A 25,268-nucleotide genomic window follows, 5' to 3' on the forward strand; every position below is an offset into this window, starting at 1 on the left:
CGGATATGACCGGGACACGATGGTCACGGCTGGCCGGCGCGGTGGCTGCAGCGATATTGACGGTATCGGCGCTGTCGGCGTGTTCGGCGGCGAATTCGACGCAACGGGCGGTGGATGCGGCCAACCCGTGGCAGATCACGGGTGCCACGACCAGCACGGGGCCCAGCGGCCCCCGGGAAGGAGTGCCCGACAGCGGCCGGCAGGCCACCAACGGTGACGGCGGCGAAACGGACCGGCTCGCGCTCAACGCTGTCGCCGATATCGAGGAGTTCTGGACCGAGAACTATTCGTCGACCTTTCCGGGGAAGTTCCGGCCGGTCGCCGAGCTCGTGTCCTGGGACGGGGACGCCGCCGAACGCGATTCGATCGAATTCTGCGGTATGAGCACCCACGAACTGGTCAATGCCGCCTACTGCGGTGCCGACGAGACCATCGGCTGGGATCGCGGGGTGCTGTTACCGGAACTGGTCGAACAGTTCGGCGAGATGGCGGTGGTGATGGTGCTCGCCCATGAATACGGGCACGCCCTGCAGATACCCGCCGGAATAGCGACCGAGGATTCGCCGGGTCTGGTCACCGAACAGCAGGCCGATTGCCTCGCCGGAGTATTCCTCCGGTATGTGGCCGAGGGAGATTCCCGGCATTTCACGCTCAACACGACCGAGGGTCTCAACGGTGTGCTGGGCGCCACGGTCGCGGTACGCGACCGTGATCCCGACGATCCGGACAATGTGCACGGCAGTGCCTTCGAACGGGTCACCGCGGTGCAGATGGGCTACACCGACGGTGCCGGAGCCTGCGCCGGGATCGACGAACAGGAGATCGAGCAGCGCCGGGCCGGGCTGCCGGTGACCTTCGAGGAGCCGGACGAGGAGTATCTCCAGCTGGACATCACCGAGGATTCACTGCGCGATATGGCCACCGCTCTGGCCGATATCCTGCCGGTCTCCGGTACCCCCGACTACGACTACGACGGCGTACCCGCCCGCTGCACCGACGCCACCTCCGCCGCGCCTGTCGCGTATTGCCCGGTCACCGATCTCATCGGCACCGATGTCGATGCGCTGGCCGAGCTGGCGGGCGAGACCGGCGCCGAGGACGAACCGCTGTCGGCGGTCGTCGCCGGCGATTACAACGCGTTCGTCGTGTTCATCTCCCGCTACACCCTGGCGTACCAGAACAGCAAACAGCTCTCGCTCACCGGCGCCGACAGCGCCGGGTTGCGCACCGCGTGTCTCTCAGGTGTGGTCACCACCGCGCTGAGCCGGGAGAACAGCAATCCGCGACTGTCCGCCGGTGATCTGGACGAGGCGGTATCAGGTCTGCTGTCCGACGGGTTCGCGGCCGGCGATGTCAACGGTGCGGTCGTCCCCGAGGGCTATCTGCGGCTGGATGCGTTCCGGCTCGGTGTACTCGACGGTGAGAGCGCCTGCCTCGCCGAATACGCGTAGGCGCGCGCCGGACCCGGTTGCCGGTACCGGGCTCCGGCGGAGGTCACTCGGCGGCGGCCCGCGCGTCCAGCCAGGAGATCACATCGGCGAGCACCTCGTCGCGCTCGGGTTCGTTGAAGATCTCGTGGTAGAGGCCGTCGTAGCGGCGGACCGTGAGATCGGTGGTGCCCGCGTGCTGTTCGATCCGGTCCGTACTCGCCGGGGCGGCGATGGCATCACCGGTCCCGTGCAGGGCGAGCGTGGGAACCCGTAGCTGCGGCAACCGGTCCAGAACGGTCCCGGCGGCCGTCAGGATCTCGGTCGCCGTGCGGGCGGGCAGTTTGCCGCGGAACACCAGGGCGTCGTTGTCGTAGGCCGCGACCACGTCCGGGTCCCGGCTGATCTGCGACGAATCGAGTTTCAGCACACCCAGGTTCGGTGCCAGCCGGGTGAGCACCGGCGCCAGCAGCCGCTGTGCCGGGTTACCCGCGTCGATGATCAGCGGTGGCGCCGACACCACCACCCCGGCCACGTCCAGTGGTGCCCGGGTGGCCAGGTACAGGGTGATCAGCGCACCCATGGAATGCCCGATCACGAAGGCCGGTACTCCGGGATGATCGGCCCGGGCCAGATCGAGCAGGGCCACCACATTGTCCGCGGCATTGTCGACCGATCCGATATTCGCGCGGGACCCGGCGGCCGCGGATTCCCCGTGTCCCACATGGTCGAACGCGTACACCGCGAACCCGGCCGCCGCCAGGGTTCGCGCGACGTACTCGTAGCGTCCCGAATGCTCTGCTACCCCGTGCACGAGCACCACGACCCCGCGGGCCGGTGTCGCGGGTACCCAGGAACGCCGGCTGAGCCGATTCCCGGCGTGCTCGAATTCCCCACGCCCCACACGCACCCCCTCACCACCGTTCACTGATCTTCCCCCGAACCCGGTGCATGCGTTCCGCGCAGGCCGCGGCGAAGGCGGAGGTATCGCATCATCGAACCTCCCCCGAACTCGGTGCATGCGTTCCGCGGAGGCCGGAGCGAAGGCGGAGGTATCGCAGTATCGCAGTATCGCATGGTCGCGGCTCCTGACGTACTCGGGTGAGTTCAGCGGGCCCGGTCCGGCTCGGCGAGCGCGGTGATCAGGCGCCGGTTGAAGTCGATCAGCCGAGCGTAGTTCACGCGGGACAAGCGCTCGTCGTTTCCGTGTATCCGCTCCAGATCCGCGGCGGTGAGCCGGATGGGCGCGAAATTGCAGCGGGTCGCGGCCAGATCGTCGTAGTGGCGGGAATCGGTGGCACCCGGGACGAGGCCGGTGGTCACCGCCGCACCGGGCACCACCTGCCGGGTGAGTCGCGCGATCAGATCGAACTGCGGCCCGGGGCCGGTGACCGGTGACGGTTCCGACGACATCCCCACCAGTTCGACCACGACCTGATCGTCGCGTACGGTCCGGCGGCAGTGCGCCAGCACCGATTCGACCGTATCGCCCGGCAGGATCCGGAAATTGATCAGTGCCTCGGCCTGCTGCGGAAGCACGTTGGCCTTGACCCCGCCGCGGATCACGGTCGGGGCGGTGGTGGTGCGCACCAGCGCCTCGGTCTGCGGTGTCGCGGCCATGATCCGAGTGATCACCGGGCCCGCCACCCCGGCGAAACCGAGCAGCCGGCGTTTTGCCGCCGGCATATGCGGGCGCAGCCGCGCGAGCATATCGGTGACCACCGGAGTCACCCGCAGCGGCATCGGACGGTCCTGGATCCGGCCCACGGCGCGGGCGAGCCGCCCGACGGCCGTCTGCCGGCCCGGCATCGACGAGTGGCCGCCGGTCGCCGCCACCGACAACCGGACCGTGGCGTAGCCCTTCTCGCCGAGCATGATCGTGGCCACCGGGACCGGCACATCCTCGACGATGCCCTCGGTGACGACCCCGCCCTCGTCCAGCAGCAGGTCGGCGTGTGTGCCCAGTTCCCGTAACCGGGCCGCCATCCGTACCGCGCCGTCGTTCCCGAACACCTCCTCGTCGTGGCCGAATGCCAGATGGACGGTGTGCCGCGGCCGGCGACCGTCGGCCAGCGCGGACTCCACGGCCTCCAGGATCGCCAGGACCCGGCTCTTGTCGTCGATCGCGCCGCGACCCCAGATGAACTCCTCGTCCACCACACCCGCGAACGGGGGATAGGTCCACGGACCCGGATCGTCGGCGGGCACCACATCCTGGTGCGCCAGCAGTACGGCGGCCGTGTGTGTGGGATCCACACCCCGCCACGTGTAGAGCCTGCTGTGCCCGAACCGTTCCAGTTCCAGCTCGGCGTGTACCCGCGGGAACGAGCGTTCCAGGTGCGCGGCGAGTCGCTCGAATTCCGCGTCGGCCGCACCTCCGGCACCGGTCTCCGGGACCTCCCGGGACACGGTCACGCAGCGCAGGGCCGCGGCAAGACGCTCCGCCGTGGCATCGTCGACCGGGCCGCAGGTCGCCGGATGGGCCTCGAGATCGGTGGGCATCCCTGTATTCTCCTCGCCCACACAACAGCGGGCCCGCACCGTGGGCGGGATGTCCGGATCGGGACCCGGCCGCCTCGTGCGGGGCCGGGAGTCCGTCCCGTGGCCGAGGCGTTGCGGGCCGGGCATTATTCTGGGAGCCATGGCAGCAGGTAAGCCCGACAAAGAGGCGAAGGCCGCGGCGAAAGCCGCGCGCAAAGCACAGTCGAAGGAACGTCGTCAGCAGATCTGGCAGGCGTTCCAGATGCAGCGCAAAGAGGACAAACTGCTGCTGCCGCTGATGATCGGCGCGGTGGTCGTCACCGCCCTGGTGCTGTTCGGGATCGGCTTCCTCTTCGGTCTGCAGTGGTTCCTGCTGCCCCTGGGCCTGCTGCTCGGTCTGCTGTTCGCCTTCATCATCTTCGGTCGCCGGGTACAGAAATCGGTCTACGGCAAAGCCGAGGGCCAGGCCGGTGCCGCCGCCTGGGTACTGGACAACCTGCAGGGCAAATGGCGGGTCAGCAACGGAATCGCCGCCACCACCCAGCTCGACGCGGTGCATCGCGTGATCGGGCTACCCGGTGTGATCTTCGTGGGTGAGGGCTCACCGCAGCGTTTGCGGTCGCTGCTCGCCCAGGAGAAGAAGCGCACCGCTCGTATCGTCGGCGACACCCCCATCTACGACGTGGTGATCGGCAACGACGAAGGACAGGTCCCGCTCAAGGAACTGCAGCGTTACCTCACCAAGCTCCCGCGCAATATCGACACCAAGCGGATCGACCTGATCGAGGGCCGCCTCAGTGCCCTGAGCTCGCGCGGTGGTCCGGCGATGCCCAAGGGCCCGATGCCGGGTAACGCCAAGATGCGCGGTATGCAGCGCACCATCCGCCGCCGCTGACCGCCGCGGGCCGGGTCGCTCAGTGCCGCAGCAGCCAGAGCACCCGGTCGTAGGCGAGGACGTGATAGACGAGCAGGACCACCGTGGACACCAGCGCGAGCCGCGGTAACCCGGCGAACCACAGCGCGGCCGCGCCACCGAACAGGACGGTGAACTCGACGAGCAGCCGCACCGCTCCGGGTACGGCGACCGGTGCTTCCCCCGACCGGCTCGGATCTCCCGGTACCGCGAAAACGCTCCACAGCGTGGCCGCGATCACGGGGAGCAGCACTACCAGCAACCAGCGTCCCGGCCCGTCCGTCACTCGCCAGCCGAGCACTCCGGCCGAAACCAGCGCGACGATTTCCAGCAGCAATCGGAGTCCGAGCAGGACCGGATTCAGTGACACCGCACGAGCTTAACGGCCGAAACCGCGGGCCGGCGGGTCAGCGGGAGCGCACCACGGCGGTCCCGGTCGCGCGATCGTGCATACCGCGCCCGTCCGCGTCGGTGAACAGCGCGGGGATCACGAAGACCAGCAGCACCTGACGCCCCAGCGCCCGCAGGAACCCGACAGGTGCTTCGGTATCGACGCGCATCACCCGGACCCGCAGGAAGTACTGCCCCGGGGTGAACCCGAACAGTGTCACGGCCGCGACGCCGATGACGAACCAGAGGAGCAGGTTCACCGACGAGGCCGGTACACCCTGGGCGATCAGCGCCGAGATCCCGACCGCGATGAACCAGTCGACCAGCATGGCGAGGATGCGGCGAGACATTCCCGGCAGCGACCCGGCACCCTCGCGCGGCAACCCCAGCTCGGCCCCGGCGTAATCGTCGGCGCCGCCCTTACCAGGGGCGACGGGAGGTCCGGAGAGCCAAGAGCCGGTGATACGTGCCATGCTCCCAGGATAAGCCGAGCCGCCGCGTACGCTCCGGCCCGGGATCCGGGCATACCCGGCACAACCGCCGGTCGGAGGCCCGGGACCGGGCAGAATACGAACCCGCTGTTCGTGGCGTGGCCCAGGACACCCCGCCGACACGACGTGTAACACTGGCGAAACACACTCTTGACTAGCGGGAAACACCCTGTCCATAGCGTCGGGTCGCGACGCCCTGCACTCGATACTGGCTGGGAATCTATCCGTAAGGAGAACTAAGTGACGTTCAGCACGGCCGACGAGGTCATCAAGTACATCGCGGATCAGGATGTCGAGTACGTGGACATCCGCTTCAGCGATCTGCCCGGTGTGCAGCAGCACTTCTCCATCCCGGCGAAGGCCTTCACCGCCGACCTCGCCGAGGAAGGCCTCGCCTTCGACGGTTCCTCGGTGCGGGGTTTCCAGTCGATCGACGAGTCCGACATGCTGCTGCTGCCCGACTTCGGCACCGCGCAGCTGGACCCGTTCCGTGCGGCGAAGACGATCAACATGAACTTCTTCGTGCACGACCCGTTCACCCGTGAGTCCTACTCGCGCGATCCGCGCAATATCGCCCGTAAGGCCGAGGAGTATCTGCGCTCCACCGGTATCGCCGACACCGCGTACTTCGGCGCCGAGGCCGAGTTCTACATCTTCGACTCGGTCCGCTACGACTCCGGTATGAACGGCGCCTTCTACGAGGTCGAGTCCATCTCCGGCTCCTGGAACACCGGCGCGGCCACCAACCCCGACGGCACCCCGAACCGCGGCTACAAGGTCCGTAACAAGGGCGGGTACTTCCCGGTCGCCCCCTACGACCACTATGTCGACCTGCGCGACAAGATCTCCACCAACCTGCAGAACGCCGGGTTCGAGCTCGAGCGCGGCCACCACGAGGTCGGCACCGCCGGCCAGGCCGAGATCAACTACAAGTTCAACACGCTGCTGAGCGCGGCCGACGATCTGCAGCTGTTCAAGTACATCGTCAAGAACACCGCGTGGGCCGAAGGCAAGACCGTCACCTTCATGCCGAAGCCGCTGTTCGGTGACAACGGCTCGGGTATGCACGCCCACCAGTCGCTGTGGAAGGACGGCAAGCCGCTGTTCCACGACGAGGCCGGTTACGGTGGCCTGTCGGATCTGGCCCGGCACTACATCGGCGGCATCCTGCACCACGCGCCGTCGCTGCTGGCGTTCACCAACCCGACCGTGAACTCCTACCACCGCCTGGTCCCCGGCTACGAGGCCCCGATCAACCTGGTGTACTCGCAGCGCAACCGCTCCGCCGCGGTCCGCATCCCGGTCACCGGCAACAACCCGAAGGCCAAGCGCATCGAATTCCGCGCGCCGGACTCCTCGGGCAACCCGTACCTGGCCTTCGCCGCCATGCTGATGGCCGGCCTGGACGGCATCAAGAAGAAGATCGAGCCGCTGGCCCCGGTCGACAAGGATCTCTACGAGCTCCCGCCGGAGGAGGCCAAGAACATCCCGCAGGCCCCCACCAGCTTGGCTTCGGTGATCGACCGCCTCGAGGCCGATCACGAGTACCTCACCGAGGGCAATGTCTTCACCGAGGACCTGATCGACACCTGGATCAGCATCAAGCGTGAGCAGGAGATCGCCCCGGTGAACCTGCGGCCGCACCCGTACGAGTTCGAGCTCTACTTCGACGTGTAAGCCCGACCTGCACGAATAGGGCTGAATAGCCCCTTCGGTACGCAGTGCGTGGGATCGAGTCCACCCGCTCAGTGATCACAGACGCGATCACTCGGCGGGTGGACTCGTCTTCGATCCCGGTGGCTTCGGGGAAGCTATTCGACTGCCGAGGCGTGTGCAGCGACCACCCGCCAGCCATAGGTATCGTCATGCGTCCAGGTGCGGGTGTAACGCATCCTGGCCGCGAACGGCGTTCCGTGGACGCTGCCCTCGACTGCACCGAGGAACCATGTCACCCCGGTTGTTCCTTCCACGAGCAGGTTCAGCTGTTCTTCCTCGAGCCGGTCGACGACCTGGGCTCTGGTGCGGTGCAACTCGAGATCATCGGCTTTGGTGAACGTGTCCGCGCCGAAGGTGAAGATCAGCCGTTCATCGAGCAACAGTTCCAGCGTCTGGACATCCCCGGCCAGCTGCGCAGCCTGAAGCCGCCGTTCTGCCTCCCGCAAGGTTTTTTCCATGACACCTACCTTGCCAGAGCCCGCCCACTCTCCCTCAGTTCCTCGAGTTCGCTCCGGTGCGGCGCGTGCCCTTCCTGGAGTGCATGAACAGCTAGTCTTCGAAAACCTTGCGCGCCAACCCCGTTGCCTCTGCCAGTCGGTCGAGTATTTCTGCCGGGGTGACGCCGAGTCCGGTACTGACGATATCGGCTGTTTCGTCCGGAGAACCCAGCGAATTGAGAAGTCCTACTTCGATGCCCGGCTCCAGCTGTACCAACAGGAATTCTCCGTAGCTTTCTTCGTAGTCGAATAATTGTCCGATCTGCTCTTCGAGATCATTCACCGGTCGATTTGTCCGGGCGATCGGAATCAGCGATACGAAATCCCCGAGCCGCTCTTCCGGGAGGCGGCGGAAGGGAGGTACCGGCCACGGCCGCATCTCATCCATGCACCTGACGGTCATTTCGAGAAAGTTCCGCAGTTCTCGCTCTCCATTCTTTGCCGAATGCGACGTCGGCAAGGGGTATCCGAGGCGTAGTCCAGCGGAGAGTATCCTGTGCTCCTCGTCCGGTGACAGATCCCAGAGGGGGTCTCTCAGTAGATTTTCCGCAACCCCCCTTGCTGTGGATTCGTCGAGCAGCGGTTCGAACTGAATGTGGTAGAACAGGGCACGGACGATACTGTGCCAATCGTCTTCGTCTCCGGGCATATGCTACTTCTCCGATGTCAGAACGATCATATCCGGGCGGAACTTCTCCACTCCCAGGTCCTGCAATCTGTGGATCAGCTGCAGCGTATGTCCTCTGTCGGGCCTGTAGTGCCCGCTCGCGTCGGTGATCCTCTAGCACAACCCCGTTGAGCACAATAATTGTTCCTGCCGCCGCGACGGGCTCGCCGGCCACCATGCTGGAGTGATGGAAGCTGCCCGGCTTATCTTGCTTGGACACGAATATGCGGCCGTGCCTATCCATTACTATCAGTGCGTGGTGGGTTTTTCCCCAGCCGCCGTCGGTGGTGCTGAGTGGTTTCCCGCGGGAATCGTAGAGAAATCAATCCGTCCTTTACTGTCACGAGAAATCTCTGTCGCCTGGCTTCGTCGAAGTACCGCACACGCCGTTTTCCCCAGATCTGGTTCCCCTTCTTGTCCTCGCCGACGTATTCCTGCTTCATCGGTACGGTCGAATACGGTGGTGCCGAACGGGGCACATCCACCTCGTAATCGGGATCGTGAAAACCGGATCCATCGCCTTCCGCTCGACCGTGATCGAGCTGCTTGCCCAGAGCGGTGTCGAGCCCGGCGTATTCATGGCCGGCCGTTCGGAGCGCGCCGGTCACCGTATCGACTTTGCCGGCAACGGCATCTGTTCGCTTCGGAAAAGACGCGTCGATCTGGTCGTCAGGCTGGACGTCAGTTCGACTATGGTGCGCATGGTGGATCTGCCCAGCGGTCGAGAAAAGCGCTCCTGTTCACGAGGTCGCCTGCCGGTGCGGCCCGGATCCCGGGTGGAGGGTTCGAGAAAAGTGACCGCGGGTCCTTGCCGGTTCGGCGGTTCACCTCGCTGCGGCGGTGTGGGCTCGATCGGAGCGTAGGATGTGCGACCACTGCCGGATCGAACGTCGCTCCGGAGCGCGACTGTGGCTGCAGTCGGCGTGAGATACGCACTCTGCCATTGTTCATTCCTTCCGGGGCAGGCCTCCCCGGAGACCGGCCAGGCATGGGAATGCGCCTTGTTCAGCGCGTCGGCTCAGCCCGAAGCCACGGACGGACTCGGCTGCGCCGCACCCGCCCTCCACCACCAGTACGAGTTTGCCGCGCACGCCGTGTTCCCAGGCGCCCGCGAAGTCGGCGATCGTCACGACCCGCTCCGGGGCGCCGGTGGTTCGACGAGTTCAGGAAGCACACCGCTCCCGGCGACGTCGAGTGCTCCGTCGGGCGCGGGTGCGCGTACCCGTTCGACGAGACCCGCTCCGTAGGTGACAGGTTCGGCGCCCAGCGAACGCAGGTACCGGTGGTTCGCCGTTCGCCGGGGTACACGGTGCCGATCACGTGGGTGCCGCGTACCCGAGCGAGTGGGACCGCGGTAACGCCGAGGACCCCTGGCCGCCGAACTGGCTGAAATGAGCTGCCTTCACAGACCGCTCCGATCTCGCCTCGGGATATCGCGTCGCCAGTCTCGCAGTCCAGAGGTAACAGTTTGCGCGTGACTCACGACACACAGGCGGCGCGGGCGATGAGATCTCGGTGGAACTCCCGTCTCACCTACCGAGTTCGTAACCAGCAAGGAGATCGAAGATGGCGACCACCCCGAAGGGCCCCGCGTCCTATTTCCCGTCCATCGAGGCCAAGTACGGGCGCGGTATCGAGGAGTGGAAGACCGTCCTGCGCGCGTCGGGGCTGACCGCGCACAAGGAACTCGTCGAATTGCTGAAGAGCGAGCACGGTTTCGGGCACGGGCATGCCAATGCACTCGTACAGCACCACCTCCATCCCGAGAAATGGGCGGTTGCCTGATCGGGTTCGCCCGGGTCGCGGCGGGAGCGCCGGCACATACGAGGGGTGCTGCGGGTTATCCGCATCGCTGTCGGTCCGCTCCCGCCGGAGCGGACCGTGCTCACGACTCCGGTGGGAGGATCGGTGGGCTGAAGACTTCTTCCAGCGGGATGGGGCCGGTGTAGCGGCGGCATTTGCAGCCGACCCATTCCCGCAGGCCGTGCATGCCCCGCCGGGAGAGTTCGGCATGACATGTGCCGCTCTCGCGGTCGTGCAGCGCCAGGTCGTGCCCGCAGCCGCAGCGGGCTATGAGCTTCGCTCCCGACCCGGCCCGTCGCCGCGACCCGAATCGGCCACCTATCCAGCCGATTGCGATGAGGCCGGCCCCGACTGCGAGGCTCAGTGGATCCATAAAAGAAGTATACGTATACGCATAGATCGCCGGAGCGGGATCGCGACCCTGGGTCAGCATTCGGTTTCGCGACCGTCTCGATCGGGTCGACACGAATGCGCCGGTGTACCCGCGCGCATACCGTGTGCTGCGGAACCACGCACAGCCGCGAGCACGAACCGACCCCAGGGAGCGCGATCGTGTTTTACAGCAGTGGTAACTACGAGGCATTCGCTCGCCCCCGCAAACCCGCGGGTGTCGACGACAAGACGGCATGGTTCGTGGGGGCGGGTCTGGCCTCCATGTCGGCGGCCGCGTTCCTGATCCGCGACGGGCAGATGCCGGGGGAGCGGATCACCGTTCTGGAGCGGTTGAAGCTCCCCGGCGGTGCGCTGGACGGGATCAAGGAACCGGAGCGCGGGTTCGTGATCCGTGGCGGACGCGAGATGGAGAACCATTTCGAATGCCTGTGGGACCTGTTCCGATCGATTCCCTCGATCGAGATCGACGGGGCCAGCGTGCTCGACGAGTTCTATTGGCTGAACAAGGACGATCCCAATTCCTCGTTGCAGCGCGCTACCTGCAACCGCGGCGAGGACGCCCATACCGACGGGCTGTTCACCCTGAACGAGAAGGCGCAGAAGGACATCGTGACGGTGTTCCTGGCGACCCGGGAGGAGATGGAGGGTAAGCGGATCGACGAAGTATTCGGTCCGGATTTCCTGGGAAGCAACTTCTGGCTGTACTGGCGCACCATGTTCGCATTCGAGGAATGGCACAGCGCGCTGGAGATGAAGCTCTATCTGCACCGGTTCATCCACCATATCGGGGGGCTGCCGGATTTCTCCGCGCTGAAGTTCACCAAGTACAACCAGTACGAATCGCTGGTACTGCCGTTGTACCGGTGGTTACTGGACCGGGGGGTGGTCTTCCGGTTCGATACCGAGGTCACCGATATCGAATTCGATCTCGCCGCCGACCGGAAGCAGGCGACGCGCATCCGCTGGGTCGCCGAGGGGGTGCCGGGCGGGGTCGAGCTGGAGGAAAACGACCTGGTCCTGGCAACTATCGGATCACTCACCGAGAATTCGAACAACGGCGATCATCACACCCCGGCGAAACTCGACGAGGGCCCGGCCCCGGCCTGGGAGCTGTGGCGGCGGATCGCGGCCAAGGATCCCGCGTTCGGGCACCCCGACGTGTTCGGTGGCCATATTCCGGAGACCAAATGGGAATCGGCGACCGTCACCACGCTCGACGCGCGAATTCCCGGCCACATCCGGCGGATCTGCAAGCGGGACCCGTTCAGCGGCAGGGTCGTCACCGGCGGAATCGTCACGGTTCGCGATTCGAGCTGGCTGATGAGCTGGACGGTGAATCGCCAGCCGCATTTCAAACAGCAGCCGTCCGATCAGATCGTCGTCTGGGTGTATTCGCTGTTCGTCGACACCCCCGGCGACTACGTCCGGAAGCCGATGCAGGAGTGCACCGGCGAGGAGATCACGCAGGAGTGGCTGTATCACCTGGGTGTGCCCGAGGACGAGATTCCCGAGCTGGCCGCGCGTGGAGCGAGATGTGTTCCGGTGATGATGCCCTATGTCACTTCGTTCTTCATGCCCCGGCACGCGGGTGACCGCCCGGACGTGGTCCCGGACAAGGCCGTGAACTTCGCTTTCATCGGCCAGTTCGCGGAAACCTCGCGGGACTGCATCTTCACCACGGAATACTCGGTGCGCACCGGTATGGAAGCGGCCTACCGGCTGCTGGATATCGAACGCGGGGTGCCCGAGGTCTTCAACTCCACCTACGATGTGCGGACACTGCTGGCCGCGACCACCCGTTTGCGCGACGGCGAAGCGGTGGATATTCCGGGTCCGGCGTTCCTGCGCGACTACTTTCTGCGCAAGCTGGAGTCGACCGAGATCGGTGAACTACTCGAAGAATTCGGCCTCGTCGCGGAGAAGCGCTGAGACTTCATCCGATGACCGCTACACCCGGTCCGAGCCGGTGGGCGGTGGGTTGATGACACCGACGACATTTCCGGAGTTCATTCCGTAACTCCGGCGGGCCACCGAATCGCTGGAATTGCCTTCGATGGTGTTGATCTTTCCACCACTGACCGATTCCACGACTCCGATGTGGTCGGGAGTGCCGTCGCCTTCCCAGTCGAACACGATCAGATCGCCCGGCTGGGCCTGGGCCGTCGACTTCTGCAAACCCATTGCGGCGGCGTCGTTCCAGACGGCGGGCACATAGTCGAAGTCGGTCCAGGACACGTCGTAGCCGGCTTCCTTCCACACCCAGCTGGTGAACGCGGCGCACCACGCGCTGCCGTTGTTGTAGGGCTTCCCGGCGAATGCGGCGTCCGTCTCCCGGGTCCCGAGTTCTCCGCTCGCCACGGCGAGCGCCCGGCCCACCGGATCGTTCGGATCGGTGATCCGGTAACTGGCATTGCTGACGCTGGGCGGCCGGTAGGCGTTGGTGGCCGCGGGCATCCCACCGTTGTTGTAGTCGTAACCACGCGGAACCGACGGCCGTGAGCCATCGATCTGGCGAGCCTGGTTGTCGACGGTGTTCACCGCGCCTTCGAGTTCATCGTGTACTTGCTCGGCCGCGTTCAACAGGACCGAGAGCAGATGGATCTCCGTGTCGGCTGTCAGATGCGGGACCGGATTCTCCTTCGTCGTCACCGGCGGGGGAGCGTCCGTAAGTTCTCCGCGCAACTTCTCGACGATCGTCGTGATCTCCTTGTAGGTCGTGTTGGAGGTGTTGAACGCGGCGACCTGGGAGTCGTTGATTTTCTGGTTCCGCTGGTCGAGGTCTGTCGTCAGGCCCTTCACGTCCCCCTGCCGGGCGTTGTACTTGTCGATCATCCCGGACTTGTTCGTCGTCTTCGCCAGATCGTCCTCACCCGGCAACTTCTTGTCGTCGATCCACTGGGTGAAATCCGGTGCGCTGCCCGGATCGCCCGAGGCCAGCAGCAGTATCGACCGGTTGATGTGCTCCTCGACAGCGTTGATGACGGCATTCAGCCCGGGGCTCGCCCCGGGGGGATGGGGCAGAGGGACGATCTCGAGCTTTTCGACGGTGGTCGGACTCATCTGATGCTCTCTCTGCGCCGGCCGTACAGCAATGACAACGGATATCGGGTGTCACGGCGCGGAGCCGCATATCAATGCGTTATAGCACGATTTACGGACATTCCCGGCAGAGAGAAATACGCTCCGGCGGCCACCGGAGCCGACCGTGCCCTACCGCACCGGGCAGCCGGTGACGAAACGATCGGTGAGTGAACCAGCTCGCAGCACCGGCCACCTCGTTAGGATCGGACATCCGACGCAGGGAGGTTCCGTTGAAACAGCAGGCGCACTTCTTGACGATCGCGACCGCCGATCTCGATGCGGCCCGGCGGTTCTACGTCGACGCACTCGGCTGGGAGCCGCTGCTCGATGTGCCGGACGAGATCATCTTCTTCCAGATCGCCCCCGGCCTGGTACTGGGCTTCTTCCACGCGGACAAGTTCAACGCCGATATCTCAGACGGTTCCGACCGCGCCCCGGTATCGGGTCTGACCCTTTCACACAATGTCGGCAGTCGCGAGGAAGTGCGCGAAACGGTGGACGCCATGGCCGCCGCGGGTGGCACCATGCTCAAACAACCCACGGAAAGCGAGTTCGGCGGCGTGTTCAACGGTCATGTCGCCGACCCCAACGGCGTCGTCTGGGAAATCGCCCACAACCCCGCGTGGCGGATCGACCCGGACGGTTCCGTCGTATTGAGTTGATACGCGGTCCGGCCGGAACTCGTGTCATCCCGATCGGAACGTGGATCGACACCGGTGCCGCGCGGAGCACCGTAGTCTTCCGGAGACCACCGCACCGGTCCCGGTGCGCGCCGGTACGAGGAATCGGAGTAGTACACATGGTGATTCGGGAACGACTGGGTCCGGCCGCGGTCGATACGCCCGTATACGGGGAACCGTTCGAGACAGCAGACGGCGCCATCGTCATCACCGTTTCCCGTCGCGGCAGTTTTCCCGGTTCGGCGATGCGGCCCGCGGGGATCTTCGTCGTTCGCGACAGCGCGGCCACCTGGGTTCCGGCGGTGGACGTCAACCGGATAGCGCAACTCGGCGAATGGATCGGGTTGCTCGCCGCCGTGATCGCCGCTCTCGCGGTGCTGCGGCGACCGCCGTGGCCGGACCTCTCCTACCCGCGCGTCTTCTGAACGGCGCGGCGGACCGCCGCTGCCGCCGGGACGGCGGTCGGCCACTACCGGCCGGTCCGTGCGATTTCCCGTCGGCGCGATCTCACCGCCCGGTCTGCCGGGCCCGGTCCAGGAGGTGGATCGCCCGCGGTCCGACGCCGTGCAGCGCGAGCAGTTCGTCGAGTCGTTCGGGTAGTTCGCCGATCGTGCGGTAACCCGCATCGATCAGCGCGCCGGTCGCCGGCCTGCCGATCCGCACGCCGTCGAAGACAGGTCCACGATCCTCGGTGGTCACGCCGTGAATCTACCCGGGCGTATCGTCCGGGCGCCCGGATCCCGGGTGGCGTGCAGGGTTTCGCCGGACGGGCCGCGGCGGTCGCTGTGCCTTCCGCCGGTCGCGGGCGGAAATCCCACCGGACGATTTCGGTATCGCGCGTGGCATACGCCGATATCGGGCCCGGCCTCGAATAAGCTCCCCGCGAAATGTGCACACCACAGATCATCCGCGACCTCCGTGCCGCCGCCGACGACCTGCCCCGCCCGGGTCGGCGTGCCTTCCTCCGGGCCGCCGGGGCGGCGGTCGCGCTGGGTGCCGCCCTACCCGCGGCGCCCGCCCGGGCCGCCGGGGGCGGTGTCGTGGATCTGACCCACGCGCTCAGTGCGCGGACCCCGACGTGGCCCGGTGTACCGCCGTTCTCGATGGTTCCGGTCGCCTGGGAGGCGGCGGGCGGATTCGACCAGAACCTGCTGGCGTACTGGGAGCACACCGGCACCCATGTGGATGCGCCGACCCACCGTCGCGGCACCGAGTCCACCGCGGAGATCGCCGCGCGCGACCTGGTCGCTCCGCTGGTGGTGGTCGATATCAGTGCGCGGGCCGGCGCCGATGCGGACGCGGCGGTGACCATGGACGATATCGCCGCCTGGGAGTCGCGGCACGGCCCGATTCCGGAGCGCGCGTTCGTGGCGATGTATTCGGGATGGGAACGTCGGCTGGAGGTTCCCGGCGCGTTCGTGAACCTCGACGGTGCCGGCACACCGCACGCGCCGGGGTTCGCCCCGGAGACTGCCGAATTCCTGGTGAGCGAAAGGGGAATCGTGGGTGCGGGCGTGGACACCCTGAGTCTCGACCGGGCGGCCGACCCGGATTTCGGCGCCCACGCCGCCATTCTCGATTCCGATCGCTACGGAGTCGAACTACTCGCGAATCTTGCGTCTGCGCCGCCGGCCGGTGCCACCGTTGTCGTCGGTGCGCCCAAACATGTGGGTGGCACCGGCGGGCCTTGCCGTGTGTTCGCGCTGACCTGATCCGGGTTCAGGGCAGCTCGACCGAGAGCCGGTGCCGGAATACATCGTGGGGATCCCACCGTGCTTTCACCTGCTGGAGTCGCGGGTAGTTCGCGCCGTAATAGAAGGCGTGCCAGGGGATACCGGACCGATTGAATTCCGGATCGGCCAGATCGGGGTCGGGATAGTTGATATAGCTGCCGCCGTTGTCCGCGCCGGGTACCGGCACTCCGCCGGTATCGGCGTACACCTCGCGATACAACTGCCGGGCCACTCCGATATGCCGGTCGTCGTCGATGGGTAGCCGCCAGGACGCGTGGATGAGCATCTTCATGAACGAATCGCGGGCCGGCATCGCGGTGGCGCCGGGGGCGACGGCATTGACGGCGCCGCCGAAGGGCAGGAATTCCAGTGACGATTCGCCGACGAAAGCCGGTGAGACGATATGCCGGTAGCAGGTTCGCAACTGGTCGGCGCTGTAGGGCCGGCGCAGATACGCCGCCTTGGTCTTGACGCGCGGTGGATCCGCGGTACCGGCGTAGTAGACCTGGGCGACGGTATCGGCGTAGGACCGTTCGACCACGGGGCCGACTATCGCACCGGGTCGCACACCGGCGCAGACGGTAGAGACGAATTCGTCCATCAGACCCCGGGCATCCGGTCCGTCGGCGGCCTGGATGATCAGCATCTCGCCCAGACCGGTCAGTTGGGGTCGGAAGCTGATCGGTGCGTACAGGCCGTCGAACCGGTTGCCGGGTTCGCGATACCGGGCGTAGAAATCCAGATAATTGCCCATGAACCGGAGGAAGGAATCCTCGGTGGTCACGGGCAGCGTGAGCGTGGTGCTCAGCATCGAACGCGGCGGCCGCGGTAGCGCGATCGCCGGGTCGGAACCGTCGGATCCGGGGGAGCGCAGCAGATATCGGGTGACGATTCCGAAATTGCCGCCACCCCCACCGGTGTGGGCCCACCACAGGTCGTCGTGCGGCCCGTCCCTGGTCGCCGTGATCAGGCCGACACTGCCGTCGCGCGCGACGGTCGCCACTTCCACCCCGTACAGATGATCCGCCACCAGGCCGTGCCTGCGCGAGAGCGGGCCGTACCCGCCACCGCTGATATGCCCGCCGACGCCGACCGCCCGGCAGATCCCGCCCGGCACGGTCACATTCCAGCGCGCCAGTTCCGTGTACAGCCGTTCGAGAGTGAGTCCGGTGCCGACCGAGAACGCGCGGTGCTGGGAGTCCCAATCGACCCGGTTCAGCCCGCGGAGATCGATCAGCGACCGGGTATCCGCGCTGTCCACGAAGTCCTCGAAGCAATGACCACCGGAGCGGGCGGCGATGCGGAGGCCGTCCCGGACCGAATTCGCCACGGCCTGCCGGACCTCCTCCGCGTCGGCCGGGAGATGGATCCGGCGCGGCCGGGCCACGAAGCGCCGGTTGTAGCCGCGCATGGCCAGTGTCCGGTACTCACGTTGGCCGGGTAGGACAGCGGGCGTGGCATGGACGGGCGGGCCCCCGGCGCCCACGGTGGCGGCACCGAGCGCGGCCGCGGCGAAAAGCTTCCGGCGTGACAGCACTTCATCGACCCCTGGTAGTCGATCGGATGTTCGCGTGATCACGGTAGTGCCACCAGGGGCTTTCATTGTGGATTCCGCGGTCGCCGGGTGTATCGGCAGCGGATCGGCGCGCGCCGCAGCGAGCGCCGGTTCGCTCCGCTTGTGCGATGCCCGATGGGGCTCTATGGTTCATTACATGAGTAATGAACCACTCAACCAGGGAAGGTGAAGGCCGGTGCTCGTGGACGGTAAGCCGCTCTTCCTGCAGATCGCGGAGATGGTCGAGAACTCGATCGTCGACGGATCACTCCCCGAAGAGGCGCAGGCGCCGTCGTCGAACGAGCTCGCGGCCTTCCACCGGATCAACCCGGCGACAGCGGCCAAAGGGCTGAACCAGCTGGTGTCGGACGGGATTCTGTACAAGAAACGAGGAATCGGCATGTTCGTCACCGCCGGTGCGCGCGGGGCGTTGCGGCTGCGGCGCAAGGAACGATTCGCCCAGCAGTACATCGACCCGCTCATCGCCGAGGCCGACAAACTCGGTATGGGCATCGACGAACTCAAGTCGCTGCTCGACCAACGGGAGGGAACCCGGTGAACACGACCTTCATCGACCCGGCGCTCGACAACGCGGTCCTCGCTCGCGCTCGCGGGGTCACCATGCGATTCGGTGCGGTCACCGCACTCGACGAGGTGAGCTTCGATCTGCGCGAGAACACCGTCTACGGTCTGCTCGGCCGCAACGGCGCCGGGAAGACCACACTCATGCAGGTGCTCACCGGTCAGATGTTCCAGACCTCGGGGGAGGTCCGGATACACGGCGCGGTTCCGCACGAGAACACCGAGGTGCTGCGCTCGGTGTCGTTCATCAAGGAGAGTCAGGCGTACCCGGCCGACTACAAGGTCGCGCACGTACTACGCGCCGCCCGGTATCTGCTGCCGAACTGGGACGAGGACTTCGCGCGCGCACTGGTGGCCGATTTCGATCTGCCCACCGACCGTAAGGTCAAGAAACTCTCCCGCGGCATGACCTCCGCGCTCGGGGTGATCGTCGGCCTGGCCTCGCGCGCCCCGTTGACCTTCTTCGACGAACCGTATCTCGGCCTGGACGCGGTGGCCCGGCAGCTCTTCTACGACCGGCTGCTCGCCGACTACACCGAGCACCCGCGCACCATAGTGCTCTCCACACATCTGATCGACGAAGTCGCCGACCTGCTCGAACACGTACTGCTGCTCGACCGGGGCCGGCTCGTCGCCGACGCGTCCGCCGACGAATTGCGCGATTCCGCCCTCACAGTCACCGGGTCGACTCCCGATATCGACCGATTCGTCGCGGGCAGGCCGGAGCTGCGCCGCGAATCATTGGGCACCCAGAGTCGGGTCCTGCTGCGCACCACCGACAACGCCACGGACACCCGGAATGCGAAAACCTTGGGGTTGCTCGTGGAACCGGTCTCGCTCCAGCAGTTCATCGTCGAAACCACACCCCTGCACGGCAAGGACAACTCATGATCGCCCGCGCGCTCGATGTATCCCGGATCCACACCGTGGCCTGGCCGCTGCTGATCGCCTGGCCGCTGGCGATCCTCACCGCCGCCTTCGCCATCCCGTGGGTGATCTTCGCCCTCATCGACGCCACCGACGCGAACACGACCGGCAGTATCTACTCGATCCTCGGCGTGACCATGGCCTTCTACATGAGTGCGATGACGCAGACCTTCCCGTTCGCCCTCGGCCTCGGCGTCACCCGCCGCGACTTCTTCAACGCCACCGTCCTGATCGGCGCCGGGCAGGTGGCCGGTATCTCGCTGCTGCTGTGGGTGCTGGCCGTCATCGAAGAACACACCGACGGTTGGGGAGTGCGCATGGAGATGTTCGGTCTCCCGGCCGATTTCACCGACAACCGGCTGACCCAGCTGGCCACCTACGCGGCGTTCCTCGGGCTCGTCGCCTGCGTCAGCCTCTTGCTCGGCGCGATCTACCAGCGCTGGCGGGTCACCGGCCTCTATACCGCCGGTGTAGTGGTTCTGCTCGTCGGCGGGGTCGCCGCGATCCTGGTGACCTGGCAACGGTGGTGGCCCGAGGTCGGTTCCTGGTTCGTGGACACACCGCGCGTGGTGCCGATGGTGGTGTTGCCCGCGGTGGTCGCACTGGCCGCGCTGGCCGGTGCGTGGGCCGCGATCCGGCGCGCGACGGCCTGACCCCCGGGTTGGAGTCCGGTCCGCGGGCGGTGGGCAGGACTGCTCATGCCCTGTGTTCAATCCCTACTCGTCGCGAAGCAGCCGCTCGGCGAACACGGTTTCGAAGTGCCGCCAAGCCGTCTCGGGCGGGACCGGATCCGTCGCGTCGGCTACTGCGGAGAGCAGGCCGACGAGCGCCCACGACACCGTGGTGACGGTGAGCTCGTCCACCCGCAGACCCTGTTGCTCGGCGAAATACTCCCGCAGAATCGTCGCGATACTGTGCCGGTAGCCGCGTAATGCGGTGATCGAGGCCTTCGGACCGATCAGCGGCCGGTACACCTCCGGATGTCCCGCAGCGAGCCCGAGCATCACCCGGACCGGAGTCCACGGCCCTCGCGAAGATGTTCGCGCGATCTCCTTCCGGAGGTAATCGGCACAACTCACCACCAGCAGCTCGTCCTTGTCGCGGTAGTGGGAGTAGAAGGTGGACCGGCCGACATCGGCCCGTGTGATCACGTCACTGACATTTATCCGGTCGTAGGTCCGTTCCATCATCAACTCGATGAGTGCCCGGTGCAGCGAGTCACGGGTACGGCGCACCCGTCGATCCGGTGTTGTCATACGCCTCTTTCCGCAGTGTCGGGTGTCGGACAGTTCGGCCGGTTCTGTGCCGAATCGGACGGATCCGGCACTATTGATTCTGGTCGCCGCCGACCTCGCGGCAGACGATGAAACCATGACTTCTTCCACTTCACCGGCACGCACACCGATGTTCGTCGACGACCCGGATACCGGATTGGTCATCGAGGGTATGCGCCGCTACAACCTCTTCACCGCCGTGTGGTTTCTCGGGCGGCACGGTCGACTGCTCACCGAACTGGCCCGGGTGAGCGGAGCGAGCCCGGGAGACGACGCTGTCGACATCGGGTGTGGTCCGGGCAAACTCGTCCGCGCCCTCGGCTCCCGGGTGGGGTCGCGGGGCAGTGTTGTGGGTATCGACCCGTCCGCCGTGGCAGTCGACTACAACCATCGTCGTGACGACCGTCCGAATCACCGTTATATTCAGGCCCCGGCGCAGGATCTCCCTCTGCCCGATGCGTCCGTAGACGTGGTGACCTGTACTTTCGTCATGCACCACATTCCTGAGGAGCACCGTGCGGCAGCGATATCCGAGATGTGGCGGGTTCTGCGTCCAGGAGGCCGGGTGTTGCTCGCCGATACCCGCCCGACGCCGTGGCTGCGGTTCCTGTTCGGGCGATCCGCCGGTCACCGCAGCGACGGTGATCCCTTCGACACCATCGATATCCGTCGCTACGCGCCATGGTTGCGTTCGGTCGGTTTCGTAGATGTCGATTACGCCGCGGGAAAGTGCATGACCGGTATCGCGATCGCGCTCAAGCCGGGTCGGCCTTAGGTCGGCGGTAGGGAGCTCACGGCGACCAGCGCCGGCCCGCTGTCCGTGCGCTCCGCTTCCCGGAAGGGGGGTCCCAATGGTCCGGTTCGTGCATGCCGTGGAGGGTCGAACCGCTTCCCATCGGTGGAGATTCATGTGACGATGTGCAAGATTGAATGACCATCGTCGGCGGGAGGAGGAGTTTTGCCGCGATTGTTGCAGCCGGTTTCGCGCGGTGCCGGACGGCATCCGGCATCGGCCCCCGAAGCCTGGTCGTCGAAATCTCCTGTATCGCTCGCTCGGCACCGGCTTGCCTGTTCGATCGGAGGCTCGGCGTGAGGCATCCCGAGACCATCGAGGTCATCGCTCGGGGGCGTGCGATCACACACGCCGTTGCCGACATGCTGGAACGGATTCACCGGATCCGCGTCCGACGGCCTTCCCCGAGTGGTCGGGTGATTCCGGAAGTGGACGGCGCGCTCCGATTGACCGATATGTACATCGCTCCCGGTACTATCGCGCACTCCGCCGACAACCGGGCTTTGGCCGCCGATATCATGGCCGCAATTCGCGAGAGCACGCTCGACGCTGCCCGGCAGCACGAACTGGCCATCGAGGAGACCGAGTGGCCTCATATGCCCAAGGCGCCATGGGTACCTCGGCGGCGGTGACGGAGTATCGACGATCCGGCTTCGCGGCCGAGTGTGGCCGGGGGTGAATGCGGTGGACACGGTCGGATCATCGGTGGCCTCGAGTCGGCAGCAGATCTTCGAGGTATTCAACCCGGACTACTCGGTCGGGGTGGCGTGCGATGGTGCGGGGATCATTGTCGGGCTGCACCTGGGCGACGAGATCGCCGAGCAGTCCGATGCCTGGCTGGCTGCCGAGATCGTCCGACTGGCTCGTCTCGCGCGAATGAAGTCCGACGTAGGGCGGCGGCGGGTGCTGCTGGACGACGGGATGTTGCCGCACGCGGCGGAAGCTCGCGGACTACCGAGCGAGACCGATTACCGCCGGGCGGAAGCGGCCGAGTTCGGCGAGGGGCTCTGAAGCTGCGTCCGTTGCGACGGTACCGGGACCGGTGCCAATCGTATAGGCATCCCCGGTAGTGGGGATATACGACAATTGACCTTCGAGAACGACAGGAAGGATCCAGCGGCGTGGGAACCAATTTCGAACATGTGCCGGATGATCTACGCGGCAGCTCGGATAAGGCTCAGAATGTTGTTCCCGGTGTCAATGAGCATGCCGAAGGCGACGGAGACTTCTTGAGCCTGCTGTACCAGGGCGCCGGCCTGGGCGTTCACGGGTTTGCGGTCACCGTTCCGGAGGGGCAGGAGCTGCGTAAGCAGGGTTGGAAGGGGCTCGGGTCCGGATTCGAGGCTGTAGCGAACACCGGTTACACCGGATTGACAAAGTTCGAGCAAGCTGATCTCGATGGCAAGGGCGGAGTGCCCCGTGGGCCGGAGGCTGTGTAGCGAGGGTGTGCAGATGTCGAGTTCGGTGTAAAAGGCGACAACCCTGAGTGGGAGACAATTGGTATGAACGGCGTAGTTCTCGATGTTGAGGGGGTCGGGTAATGGCCGATACCAATTACTACGTATATGGGAAAGACGGTGAACGTCATACCCCGGAAACGCAACCCACATCGGGCTACTACTATGAACAGAAAGAGGGTAGCAAGGAGGTACTGCTTTGTCAGATCGACCCGTGGACCGGCGATCGGATAGTAGTCCGCACCCTCGAGGCCGGTAAGCCGGAGTATCTGGTCACCGCAGATGGTACGGCTTATAACAAGGAAAAGCACGACGGCTACGGCGAAGATCAGACCTTCAAGCCCGGTGACGACAGAAAAAAAGACGACGACGCCGATCGTGCTGATAAGCTGGATTCTATCACCGATACATACGGTGAGGATTATAAACCGCCGGACTCCAGCAAACTCCGCTATCAGGATACAGAAGACAAAGACGGTGACGGAGACAAAACCGAGTATTTGTACGCCGAGTACAAAGACTTTCCGTTGCGTATCGAGACTCCGAGTGCGAAGCTCGGGGTGGGGCCGTCGGCCAATCTGATCGATATCATTACCCTCGCCAATGATCAGTTGGAATGGCTCAGTCGACAGATGGGTACCGGAGATATCAACAAGCCGAAATATCTCCTGGATCCCGAGGGTAAGAAAAAGCATCTGGACGACAATCTCGACAAGGCATTTCGTGATGCCCTCGTCGGTGAAGGGCAGACGAGCGAAGCCAAGCAGGATGCGTCGTTCAAGCTGGGCCAATTGCTGACTGATTGGGAAGAGATCGACAAGGCTTTCGGAGATAAGGTCCTGATCATCGACCGCAATAATCACGAGGCCTACAAAGCGGTGTTCGATAAAGTTCAGGAGATAAACGGTGCGATGGCTCTCAGCCTCACCGGGAGCTATAAGTTCGACAAGGCGGACGATCAAAAATCCGTAGCGGGATCCCTTAGTGCCGAACTCACCTCGAAAGAAAACGCCGTCAATGAGCAATTGGCGAAAGAAGACAAGAAGACGAACCTCAAGGATATCGGTATCCAGAATATCGTCGAGGAACTAGAACTTATCGAAATCATTTCTCGTGGTGTCGCGGAGTGTACGGCCAGGGTCAACAAATATGCCGAAGACATGGAGGCGCTTGCCGAACGGAATTCGGATGCGAAGAAAATCCTGGACGACGGCAAGTGGCATCAGGGGAACGATCCTGAATCGGATAAACCGCCCGCCGATTCACCGAACAATACGCCGAACAATACGCCAAATAATACGCCGAACAATACGCCGAACAATACGCCGGTGAACACCCCGGTCAATACCCCGGTGAACACGCCCGTCAATACGCCGGTGAACACGCCCGTCAATACGCCGGTGAACACCCCGGTGAACACCCCGGCCAACACTCCCGCCAACACTCCAGCGAACACCGATCAAGCGCTGAACGACCTGAACAAACAGTACGACCAGATACTCGGCAACGGGGAGAAGGACAAGACAACCGATCCCACCGGTACCGGCGATCAGAAGACCATCGGCACGAACGGGCAGAACCCGGTCGCCGGCCAGACCGGCGGTGGTGCCCAGGTCCAGCCCGCGGTGCAGGCGTCGCCGAGCAGCGGTATGCCGGATATGAGCAGCCTCGCGATGCTTCCCATGCTCTCGCAGATGATGAACGGTGCGAACCAACCGGATAAAGACGGTAAGGACAAAGACGACAAGGACAAGGACAAGGACGATCCGCGGGGCAAGGGTCGCGAGGTTCCCGGTCCCACTCAGACGTCGCCGGGTGTCGCTCCGGTGGGGACCGATCAGGGCCCCGGAGTCCAGCCGGCTGTCGCCGCTCCCACCGATACCGGTGCTCCGCCGGTCGTGACCACGCCCGGCGCGATGGTCGACTACAAGATGCCCGACGGTTCGACGACGATCAAAGTGCCGCAGGCCGTCTCCGACGCGCTGCAACGGCAGCAGGGGAACCCGGCGCTCAACGCGTTCACCGCCTACGAGGGCACCCAGGCCTCGCAGAGCATGGGCGGTACATGGGAGCCGGTCCAAGGACCGCTGCAGACGGGCGATGTGATCAAGTGGCAGAGTCACAGCGCTGTCGTGATCAACGACGGGTCGGGTCCGCAGTACTGGGAGGGCGGCAAGCTGGTCCGGCTCGACCAGAACGCCGATCTCGACAGTCTGGGGCACGGCAAGTTCGAACAGTTCCTCCGCCCGCACGGTTTGGGACAGGCGGACGCACAGGCTCCGGGTGCGCCGACGGAATTGCCGAAACCCACGGTCACCATGTCGACCCCGCAGGCGCCACCGTCGGTCCAGGCTCCGCAGGAGCCGAAGTCGACATGAGGCGGTCGGCCGGGCGCACGGTTGCGCGCC

The 25,268-nt window shown here is 65.3% G+C and carries 28 protein-coding genes and 1 pseudogene; 16 read left to right on the forward strand and 13 right to left on the reverse strand.

From position 1 onward, the window contains the following. Nucleotides 1-5: 5 nt before the first annotated feature. The gene (locus ACWCPQ_RS09345) at nucleotides 6-1,451 is read left to right on the forward strand and encodes a neutral zinc metallopeptidase (RefSeq protein WP_449896539.1); all 1,446 of its coding nucleotides are present in this window, start codon (nucleotides 6-8) and stop codon (nucleotides 1,449-1,451) included. Between the two features lie 43 nt (nucleotides 1,452-1,494). Here the strand turns inward: ACWCPQ_RS09345 and ACWCPQ_RS09350 are convergent, their stop codons facing one another. Further along, nucleotides 1,495-2,337 carry an alpha/beta hydrolase gene (locus tag ACWCPQ_RS09350; RefSeq protein ID WP_449896541.1) on the reverse strand — a complete coding sequence of 281 codons (843 nt, stop codon included), beginning with the start codon at nucleotides 2,335-2,337 and terminating at the stop codon, nucleotides 1,495-1,497. A gap of 197 nt (nucleotides 2,338-2,534) precedes the next feature. Continuing rightward, nucleotides 2,535-3,929, reverse strand: a complete 1,395-nt coding sequence (locus ACWCPQ_RS09355; RefSeq protein WP_449896542.1) for a M20/M25/M40 family metallo-hydrolase — start codon at nucleotides 3,927-3,929, stop codon at nucleotides 2,535-2,537. 139 nt (nucleotides 3,930-4,068) lie between these two features. Here ACWCPQ_RS09355 and ACWCPQ_RS09360 point away from each other — a divergent pair, with 139 nt between their 5' ends. Beyond that, nucleotides 4,069-4,803: a DUF4191 domain-containing protein gene (locus ACWCPQ_RS09360; protein WP_449896544.1), complete on the forward strand. Its 735-nt coding sequence runs from the start codon at nucleotides 4,069-4,071 to the stop codon at nucleotides 4,801-4,803. Between the two features lie 19 nt (nucleotides 4,804-4,822). Here ACWCPQ_RS09360 and ACWCPQ_RS09365 read toward each other — a convergent pair whose 3' ends face one another. Both ACWCPQ_RS09365 and ACWCPQ_RS09370 read right to left on the reverse strand, forming a co-directional pair. Further along, a complete protein-coding gene (locus ACWCPQ_RS09365; RefSeq protein ID WP_449896546.1) occupies nucleotides 4,823-5,191 on the reverse strand; it encodes a YrdB family protein in 369 nt (122 codons plus the stop codon). Between the two features lie 37 nt (nucleotides 5,192-5,228). Beyond that, the gene (locus ACWCPQ_RS09370) at nucleotides 5,229-5,684 is read right to left on the reverse strand and encodes an RDD family protein (protein WP_449896548.1); all 456 of its coding nucleotides are present in this window, start codon (nucleotides 5,682-5,684) and stop codon (nucleotides 5,229-5,231) included. A gap of 258 nt (nucleotides 5,685-5,942) precedes the next feature. On the opposite strand from ACWCPQ_RS09370, the gene glnA reads away from it, so the two are divergent. Further along, nucleotides 5,943-7,379 (forward strand): type I glutamate--ammonia ligase, encoded by a 1,437-nt coding sequence (gene glnA / locus ACWCPQ_RS09375; protein WP_449896550.1) that lies wholly within the window; start codon nucleotides 5,943-5,945, stop codon nucleotides 7,377-7,379. A gap of 134 nt (nucleotides 7,380-7,513) precedes the next feature. Here glnA and ACWCPQ_RS09380 read toward each other — a convergent pair whose 3' ends face one another. From ACWCPQ_RS09380 to ACWCPQ_RS09395, 4 genes and pseudogenes are all read right to left on the reverse strand, one after another. Then, a complete protein-coding gene (locus ACWCPQ_RS09380; RefSeq protein WP_449896551.1) occupies nucleotides 7,514-7,876 on the reverse strand; it encodes a nuclear transport factor 2 family protein in 363 nt (120 codons plus the stop codon). Nucleotides 7,877-7,967: 91 nt separating this feature from the next. Further along, entirely contained in the window at nucleotides 7,968-8,564 is a 597-nt protein-coding gene (locus ACWCPQ_RS09385) for a hypothetical protein (protein WP_449896553.1), read from the reverse strand. 254 nt (nucleotides 8,565-8,818) lie between these two features. Beyond that, the gene (locus tag ACWCPQ_RS09390; RefSeq protein ID WP_449896555.1) at nucleotides 8,819-9,190 is read right to left on the reverse strand and encodes a hypothetical protein; all 372 of its coding nucleotides are present in this window, start codon (nucleotides 9,188-9,190) and stop codon (nucleotides 8,819-8,821) included. A gap of 477 nt (nucleotides 9,191-9,667) precedes the next feature. After that, nucleotides 9,668-9,953: pseudogene (locus ACWCPQ_RS09395) on the reverse strand (NADP-dependent oxidoreductase); the annotation flags it as partial. Between the two features lie 195 nt (nucleotides 9,954-10,148). On the opposite strand from ACWCPQ_RS09395, the gene ACWCPQ_RS09400 reads away from it, so the two are divergent. Then, nucleotides 10,149-10,367 carry a DUF4287 domain-containing protein gene (locus tag ACWCPQ_RS09400; RefSeq protein WP_449896557.1) on the forward strand — a complete coding sequence of 73 codons (219 nt, stop codon included), beginning with the start codon at nucleotides 10,149-10,151 and terminating at the stop codon, nucleotides 10,365-10,367. Nucleotides 10,368-10,467: 100 nt separating this feature from the next. Here the strand turns inward: ACWCPQ_RS09400 and ACWCPQ_RS09405 are convergent, their stop codons facing one another. Continuing rightward, a complete protein-coding gene (locus ACWCPQ_RS09405; protein WP_449896558.1) occupies nucleotides 10,468-10,758 on the reverse strand; it encodes a hypothetical protein in 291 nt (96 codons plus the stop codon). Between the two features lie 179 nt (nucleotides 10,759-10,937). Here ACWCPQ_RS09405 and ACWCPQ_RS09410 point away from each other — a divergent pair, with 179 nt between their 5' ends. Further along, a complete protein-coding gene (locus ACWCPQ_RS09410; RefSeq protein WP_449896560.1) occupies nucleotides 10,938-12,707 on the forward strand; it encodes an oleate hydratase in 1,770 nt (589 codons plus the stop codon). Nucleotides 12,708-12,725: 18 nt separating this feature from the next. Here the strand turns inward: ACWCPQ_RS09410 and ACWCPQ_RS09415 are convergent, their stop codons facing one another. Further along, on the reverse strand, nucleotides 12,726-13,838 hold the full coding sequence (locus ACWCPQ_RS09415) for a CHAP domain-containing protein (RefSeq protein WP_449896562.1): 1,113 nt from the start codon (nucleotides 13,836-13,838) through the stop codon (nucleotides 12,726-12,728). A gap of 188 nt (nucleotides 13,839-14,026) precedes the next feature. Here ACWCPQ_RS09415 and ACWCPQ_RS09420 point away from each other — a divergent pair, with 188 nt between their 5' ends. Continuing rightward, nucleotides 14,027-14,521, forward strand: coding sequence for a VOC family protein (locus ACWCPQ_RS09420; RefSeq protein WP_449896564.1), 495 nt, complete (start codon nucleotides 14,027-14,029; stop codon nucleotides 14,519-14,521). Between the two features lie 137 nt (nucleotides 14,522-14,658). Beyond that, the gene (locus ACWCPQ_RS09425) at nucleotides 14,659-14,964 is read left to right on the forward strand and encodes a hypothetical protein (protein WP_449896566.1); all 306 of its coding nucleotides are present in this window, start codon (nucleotides 14,659-14,661) and stop codon (nucleotides 14,962-14,964) included. 82 nt (nucleotides 14,965-15,046) lie between these two features. Here the strand turns inward: ACWCPQ_RS09425 and ACWCPQ_RS09430 are convergent, their stop codons facing one another. Beyond that, nucleotides 15,047-15,238, reverse strand: a complete 192-nt coding sequence (locus tag ACWCPQ_RS09430; RefSeq protein ID WP_449896568.1) for a helix-hairpin-helix domain-containing protein — start codon at nucleotides 15,236-15,238, stop codon at nucleotides 15,047-15,049. 188 nt (nucleotides 15,239-15,426) lie between these two features. Here ACWCPQ_RS09430 and ACWCPQ_RS09435 point away from each other — a divergent pair, with 188 nt between their 5' ends. Next, nucleotides 15,427-16,251 carry a cyclase family protein gene (locus ACWCPQ_RS09435; protein ID WP_449896569.1) on the forward strand — a complete coding sequence of 275 codons (825 nt, stop codon included), beginning with the start codon at nucleotides 15,427-15,429 and terminating at the stop codon, nucleotides 16,249-16,251. 7 nt (nucleotides 16,252-16,258) lie between these two features. On the opposite strand, the gene ACWCPQ_RS09440 is transcribed toward ACWCPQ_RS09435, so the two are convergent. After that, entirely contained in the window at nucleotides 16,259-17,851 is a 1,593-nt protein-coding gene (locus ACWCPQ_RS09440; protein WP_449896571.1) for an FAD-binding oxidoreductase, read from the reverse strand. A 214-nt stretch (nucleotides 17,852-18,065) separates the two neighbouring features. On the opposite strand from ACWCPQ_RS09440, the gene ACWCPQ_RS09445 reads away from it, so the two are divergent. The 3 genes from ACWCPQ_RS09445 (at nucleotide 18,066) to ACWCPQ_RS09455 (ending at nucleotide 19,989) form a co-directional block, all read left to right on the forward strand. Beyond that, a complete protein-coding gene (locus ACWCPQ_RS09445) occupies nucleotides 18,066-18,386 on the forward strand; it encodes a GntR family transcriptional regulator (RefSeq protein WP_449896815.1) in 321 nt (106 codons plus the stop codon). A gap of 62 nt (nucleotides 18,387-18,448) precedes the next feature. After that, nucleotides 18,449-19,300, forward strand: coding sequence for an ABC transporter ATP-binding protein (locus tag ACWCPQ_RS09450; RefSeq protein ID WP_449896817.1), 852 nt, complete (start codon nucleotides 18,449-18,451; stop codon nucleotides 19,298-19,300). Further along, nucleotides 19,297-19,989, forward strand: a complete 693-nt coding sequence (locus ACWCPQ_RS09455) for an ABC transporter permease (RefSeq protein ID WP_449896573.1) — start codon at nucleotides 19,297-19,299, stop codon at nucleotides 19,987-19,989. Before ACWCPQ_RS09450 ends, ACWCPQ_RS09455 begins: the two co-directional genes overlap by 4 nt. Before the next feature lie 63 nt (nucleotides 19,990-20,052). Here ACWCPQ_RS09455 and ACWCPQ_RS09460 read toward each other — a convergent pair whose 3' ends face one another. Next, nucleotides 20,053-20,592 carry a TetR/AcrR family transcriptional regulator gene (locus ACWCPQ_RS09460; RefSeq protein WP_449896575.1) on the reverse strand — a complete coding sequence of 180 codons (540 nt, stop codon included), beginning with the start codon at nucleotides 20,590-20,592 and terminating at the stop codon, nucleotides 20,053-20,055. A gap of 115 nt (nucleotides 20,593-20,707) precedes the next feature. Here ACWCPQ_RS09460 and ACWCPQ_RS09465 point away from each other — a divergent pair, with 115 nt between their 5' ends. The 5 genes from ACWCPQ_RS09465 to ACWCPQ_RS09485 all read left to right on the forward strand — a co-directional run bounded on the left by ACWCPQ_RS09465 (nucleotide 20,708) and on the right by ACWCPQ_RS09485 (nucleotide 25,238). After that, nucleotides 20,708-21,385 carry a class I SAM-dependent methyltransferase gene (locus ACWCPQ_RS09465; protein ID WP_449896577.1) on the forward strand — a complete coding sequence of 226 codons (678 nt, stop codon included), beginning with the start codon at nucleotides 20,708-20,710 and terminating at the stop codon, nucleotides 21,383-21,385. 155 nt (nucleotides 21,386-21,540) lie between these two features. Next, complete coding sequence (locus tag ACWCPQ_RS09470) at nucleotides 21,541-22,035, forward strand: hypothetical protein (protein ID WP_449896579.1); 495 nt, start codon at nucleotides 21,541-21,543, stop codon at nucleotides 22,033-22,035. A 73-nt stretch (nucleotides 22,036-22,108) separates the two neighbouring features. After that, nucleotides 22,109-22,414: a hypothetical protein gene (locus ACWCPQ_RS09475; protein WP_449896580.1), complete on the forward strand. Its 306-nt coding sequence runs from the start codon at nucleotides 22,109-22,111 to the stop codon at nucleotides 22,412-22,414. A gap of 110 nt (nucleotides 22,415-22,524) precedes the next feature. Beyond that, a complete protein-coding gene (locus ACWCPQ_RS09480; protein WP_449896582.1) occupies nucleotides 22,525-22,842 on the forward strand; it encodes a hypothetical protein in 318 nt (105 codons plus the stop codon). A gap of 101 nt (nucleotides 22,843-22,943) precedes the next feature. Beyond that, nucleotides 22,944-25,238 (forward strand): hypothetical protein, encoded by a 2,295-nt coding sequence (locus ACWCPQ_RS09485; RefSeq protein WP_449896584.1) that lies wholly within the window; start codon nucleotides 22,944-22,946, stop codon nucleotides 25,236-25,238. Nucleotides 25,239-25,268 lie beyond the last annotated feature (30 nt).

Source organism: Nocardia sp. NPDC001965, from assembly GCF_053594175.1.

Excerpts from the sequence above, each read along its gene's own strand:
- ACWCPQ_RS09345 (WP_449896539.1), top strand. The coding sequence starts at position 6 with ATGACCGGGACACGATGGTCACGGCTGGCCGGCGCGGTGGCTGCAGCG.
- ACWCPQ_RS09355 (WP_449896542.1), bottom strand. The coding sequence starts at position 3,929 with ATGCCCACCGATCTCGAGGCCCATCCGGCGACCTGCGGCCCGGTCGAC.
- ACWCPQ_RS09360 (WP_449896544.1), top strand. The coding sequence starts at position 4,069 with ATGGCAGCAGGTAAGCCCGACAAAGAGGCGAAGGCCGCGGCGAAAGCC.
- ACWCPQ_RS09370 (WP_449896548.1), bottom strand. The coding sequence starts at position 5,684 with ATGGCACGTATCACCGGCTCTTGGCTCTCCGGACCTCCCGTCGCCCCT.
- ACWCPQ_RS09380 (WP_449896551.1), bottom strand. The coding sequence starts at position 7,876 with ATGGAAAAAACCTTGCGGGAGGCAGAACGGCGGCTTCAGGCTGCGCAG.
- ACWCPQ_RS09385 (WP_449896553.1), bottom strand. The coding sequence starts at position 8,564 with ATGCCCGGAGACGAAGACGATTGGCACAGTATCGTCCGTGCCCTGTTC.
- ACWCPQ_RS09400 (WP_449896557.1), top strand. The coding sequence starts at position 10,149 with ATGGCGACCACCCCGAAGGGCCCCGCGTCCTATTTCCCGTCCATCGAG.
- ACWCPQ_RS09405 (WP_449896558.1), bottom strand. The coding sequence starts at position 10,758 with ATGGATCCACTGAGCCTCGCAGTCGGGGCCGGCCTCATCGCAATCGGC.
- ACWCPQ_RS09415 (WP_449896562.1), bottom strand. The coding sequence starts at position 13,838 with ATGAGTCCGACCACCGTCGAAAAGCTCGAGATCGTCCCTCTGCCCCAT.
- ACWCPQ_RS09425 (WP_449896566.1), top strand. The coding sequence starts at position 14,659 with ATGGTGATTCGGGAACGACTGGGTCCGGCCGCGGTCGATACGCCCGTA.
- ACWCPQ_RS09435 (WP_449896569.1), top strand. The coding sequence starts at position 15,427 with ATGTGCACACCACAGATCATCCGCGACCTCCGTGCCGCCGCCGACGAC.
- ACWCPQ_RS09445 (WP_449896815.1), top strand. The coding sequence starts at position 18,066 with ATGGTCGAGAACTCGATCGTCGACGGATCACTCCCCGAAGAGGCGCAG.
- ACWCPQ_RS09450 (WP_449896817.1), top strand. The coding sequence starts at position 18,449 with ATGCGATTCGGTGCGGTCACCGCACTCGACGAGGTGAGCTTCGATCTG.
- ACWCPQ_RS09455 (WP_449896573.1), top strand. The coding sequence starts at position 19,297 with ATGATCGCCCGCGCGCTCGATGTATCCCGGATCCACACCGTGGCCTGG.
- ACWCPQ_RS09460 (WP_449896575.1), bottom strand. The coding sequence starts at position 20,592 with ATGACAACACCGGATCGACGGGTGCGCCGTACCCGTGACTCGCTGCAC.
- ACWCPQ_RS09465 (WP_449896577.1), top strand. The coding sequence starts at position 20,708 with ATGACTTCTTCCACTTCACCGGCACGCACACCGATGTTCGTCGACGAC.
- ACWCPQ_RS09470 (WP_449896579.1), top strand. The coding sequence starts at position 21,541 with ATGACCATCGTCGGCGGGAGGAGGAGTTTTGCCGCGATTGTTGCAGCC.
- ACWCPQ_RS09485 (WP_449896584.1), top strand. The coding sequence starts at position 22,944 with ATGGCCGATACCAATTACTACGTATATGGGAAAGACGGTGAACGTCAT.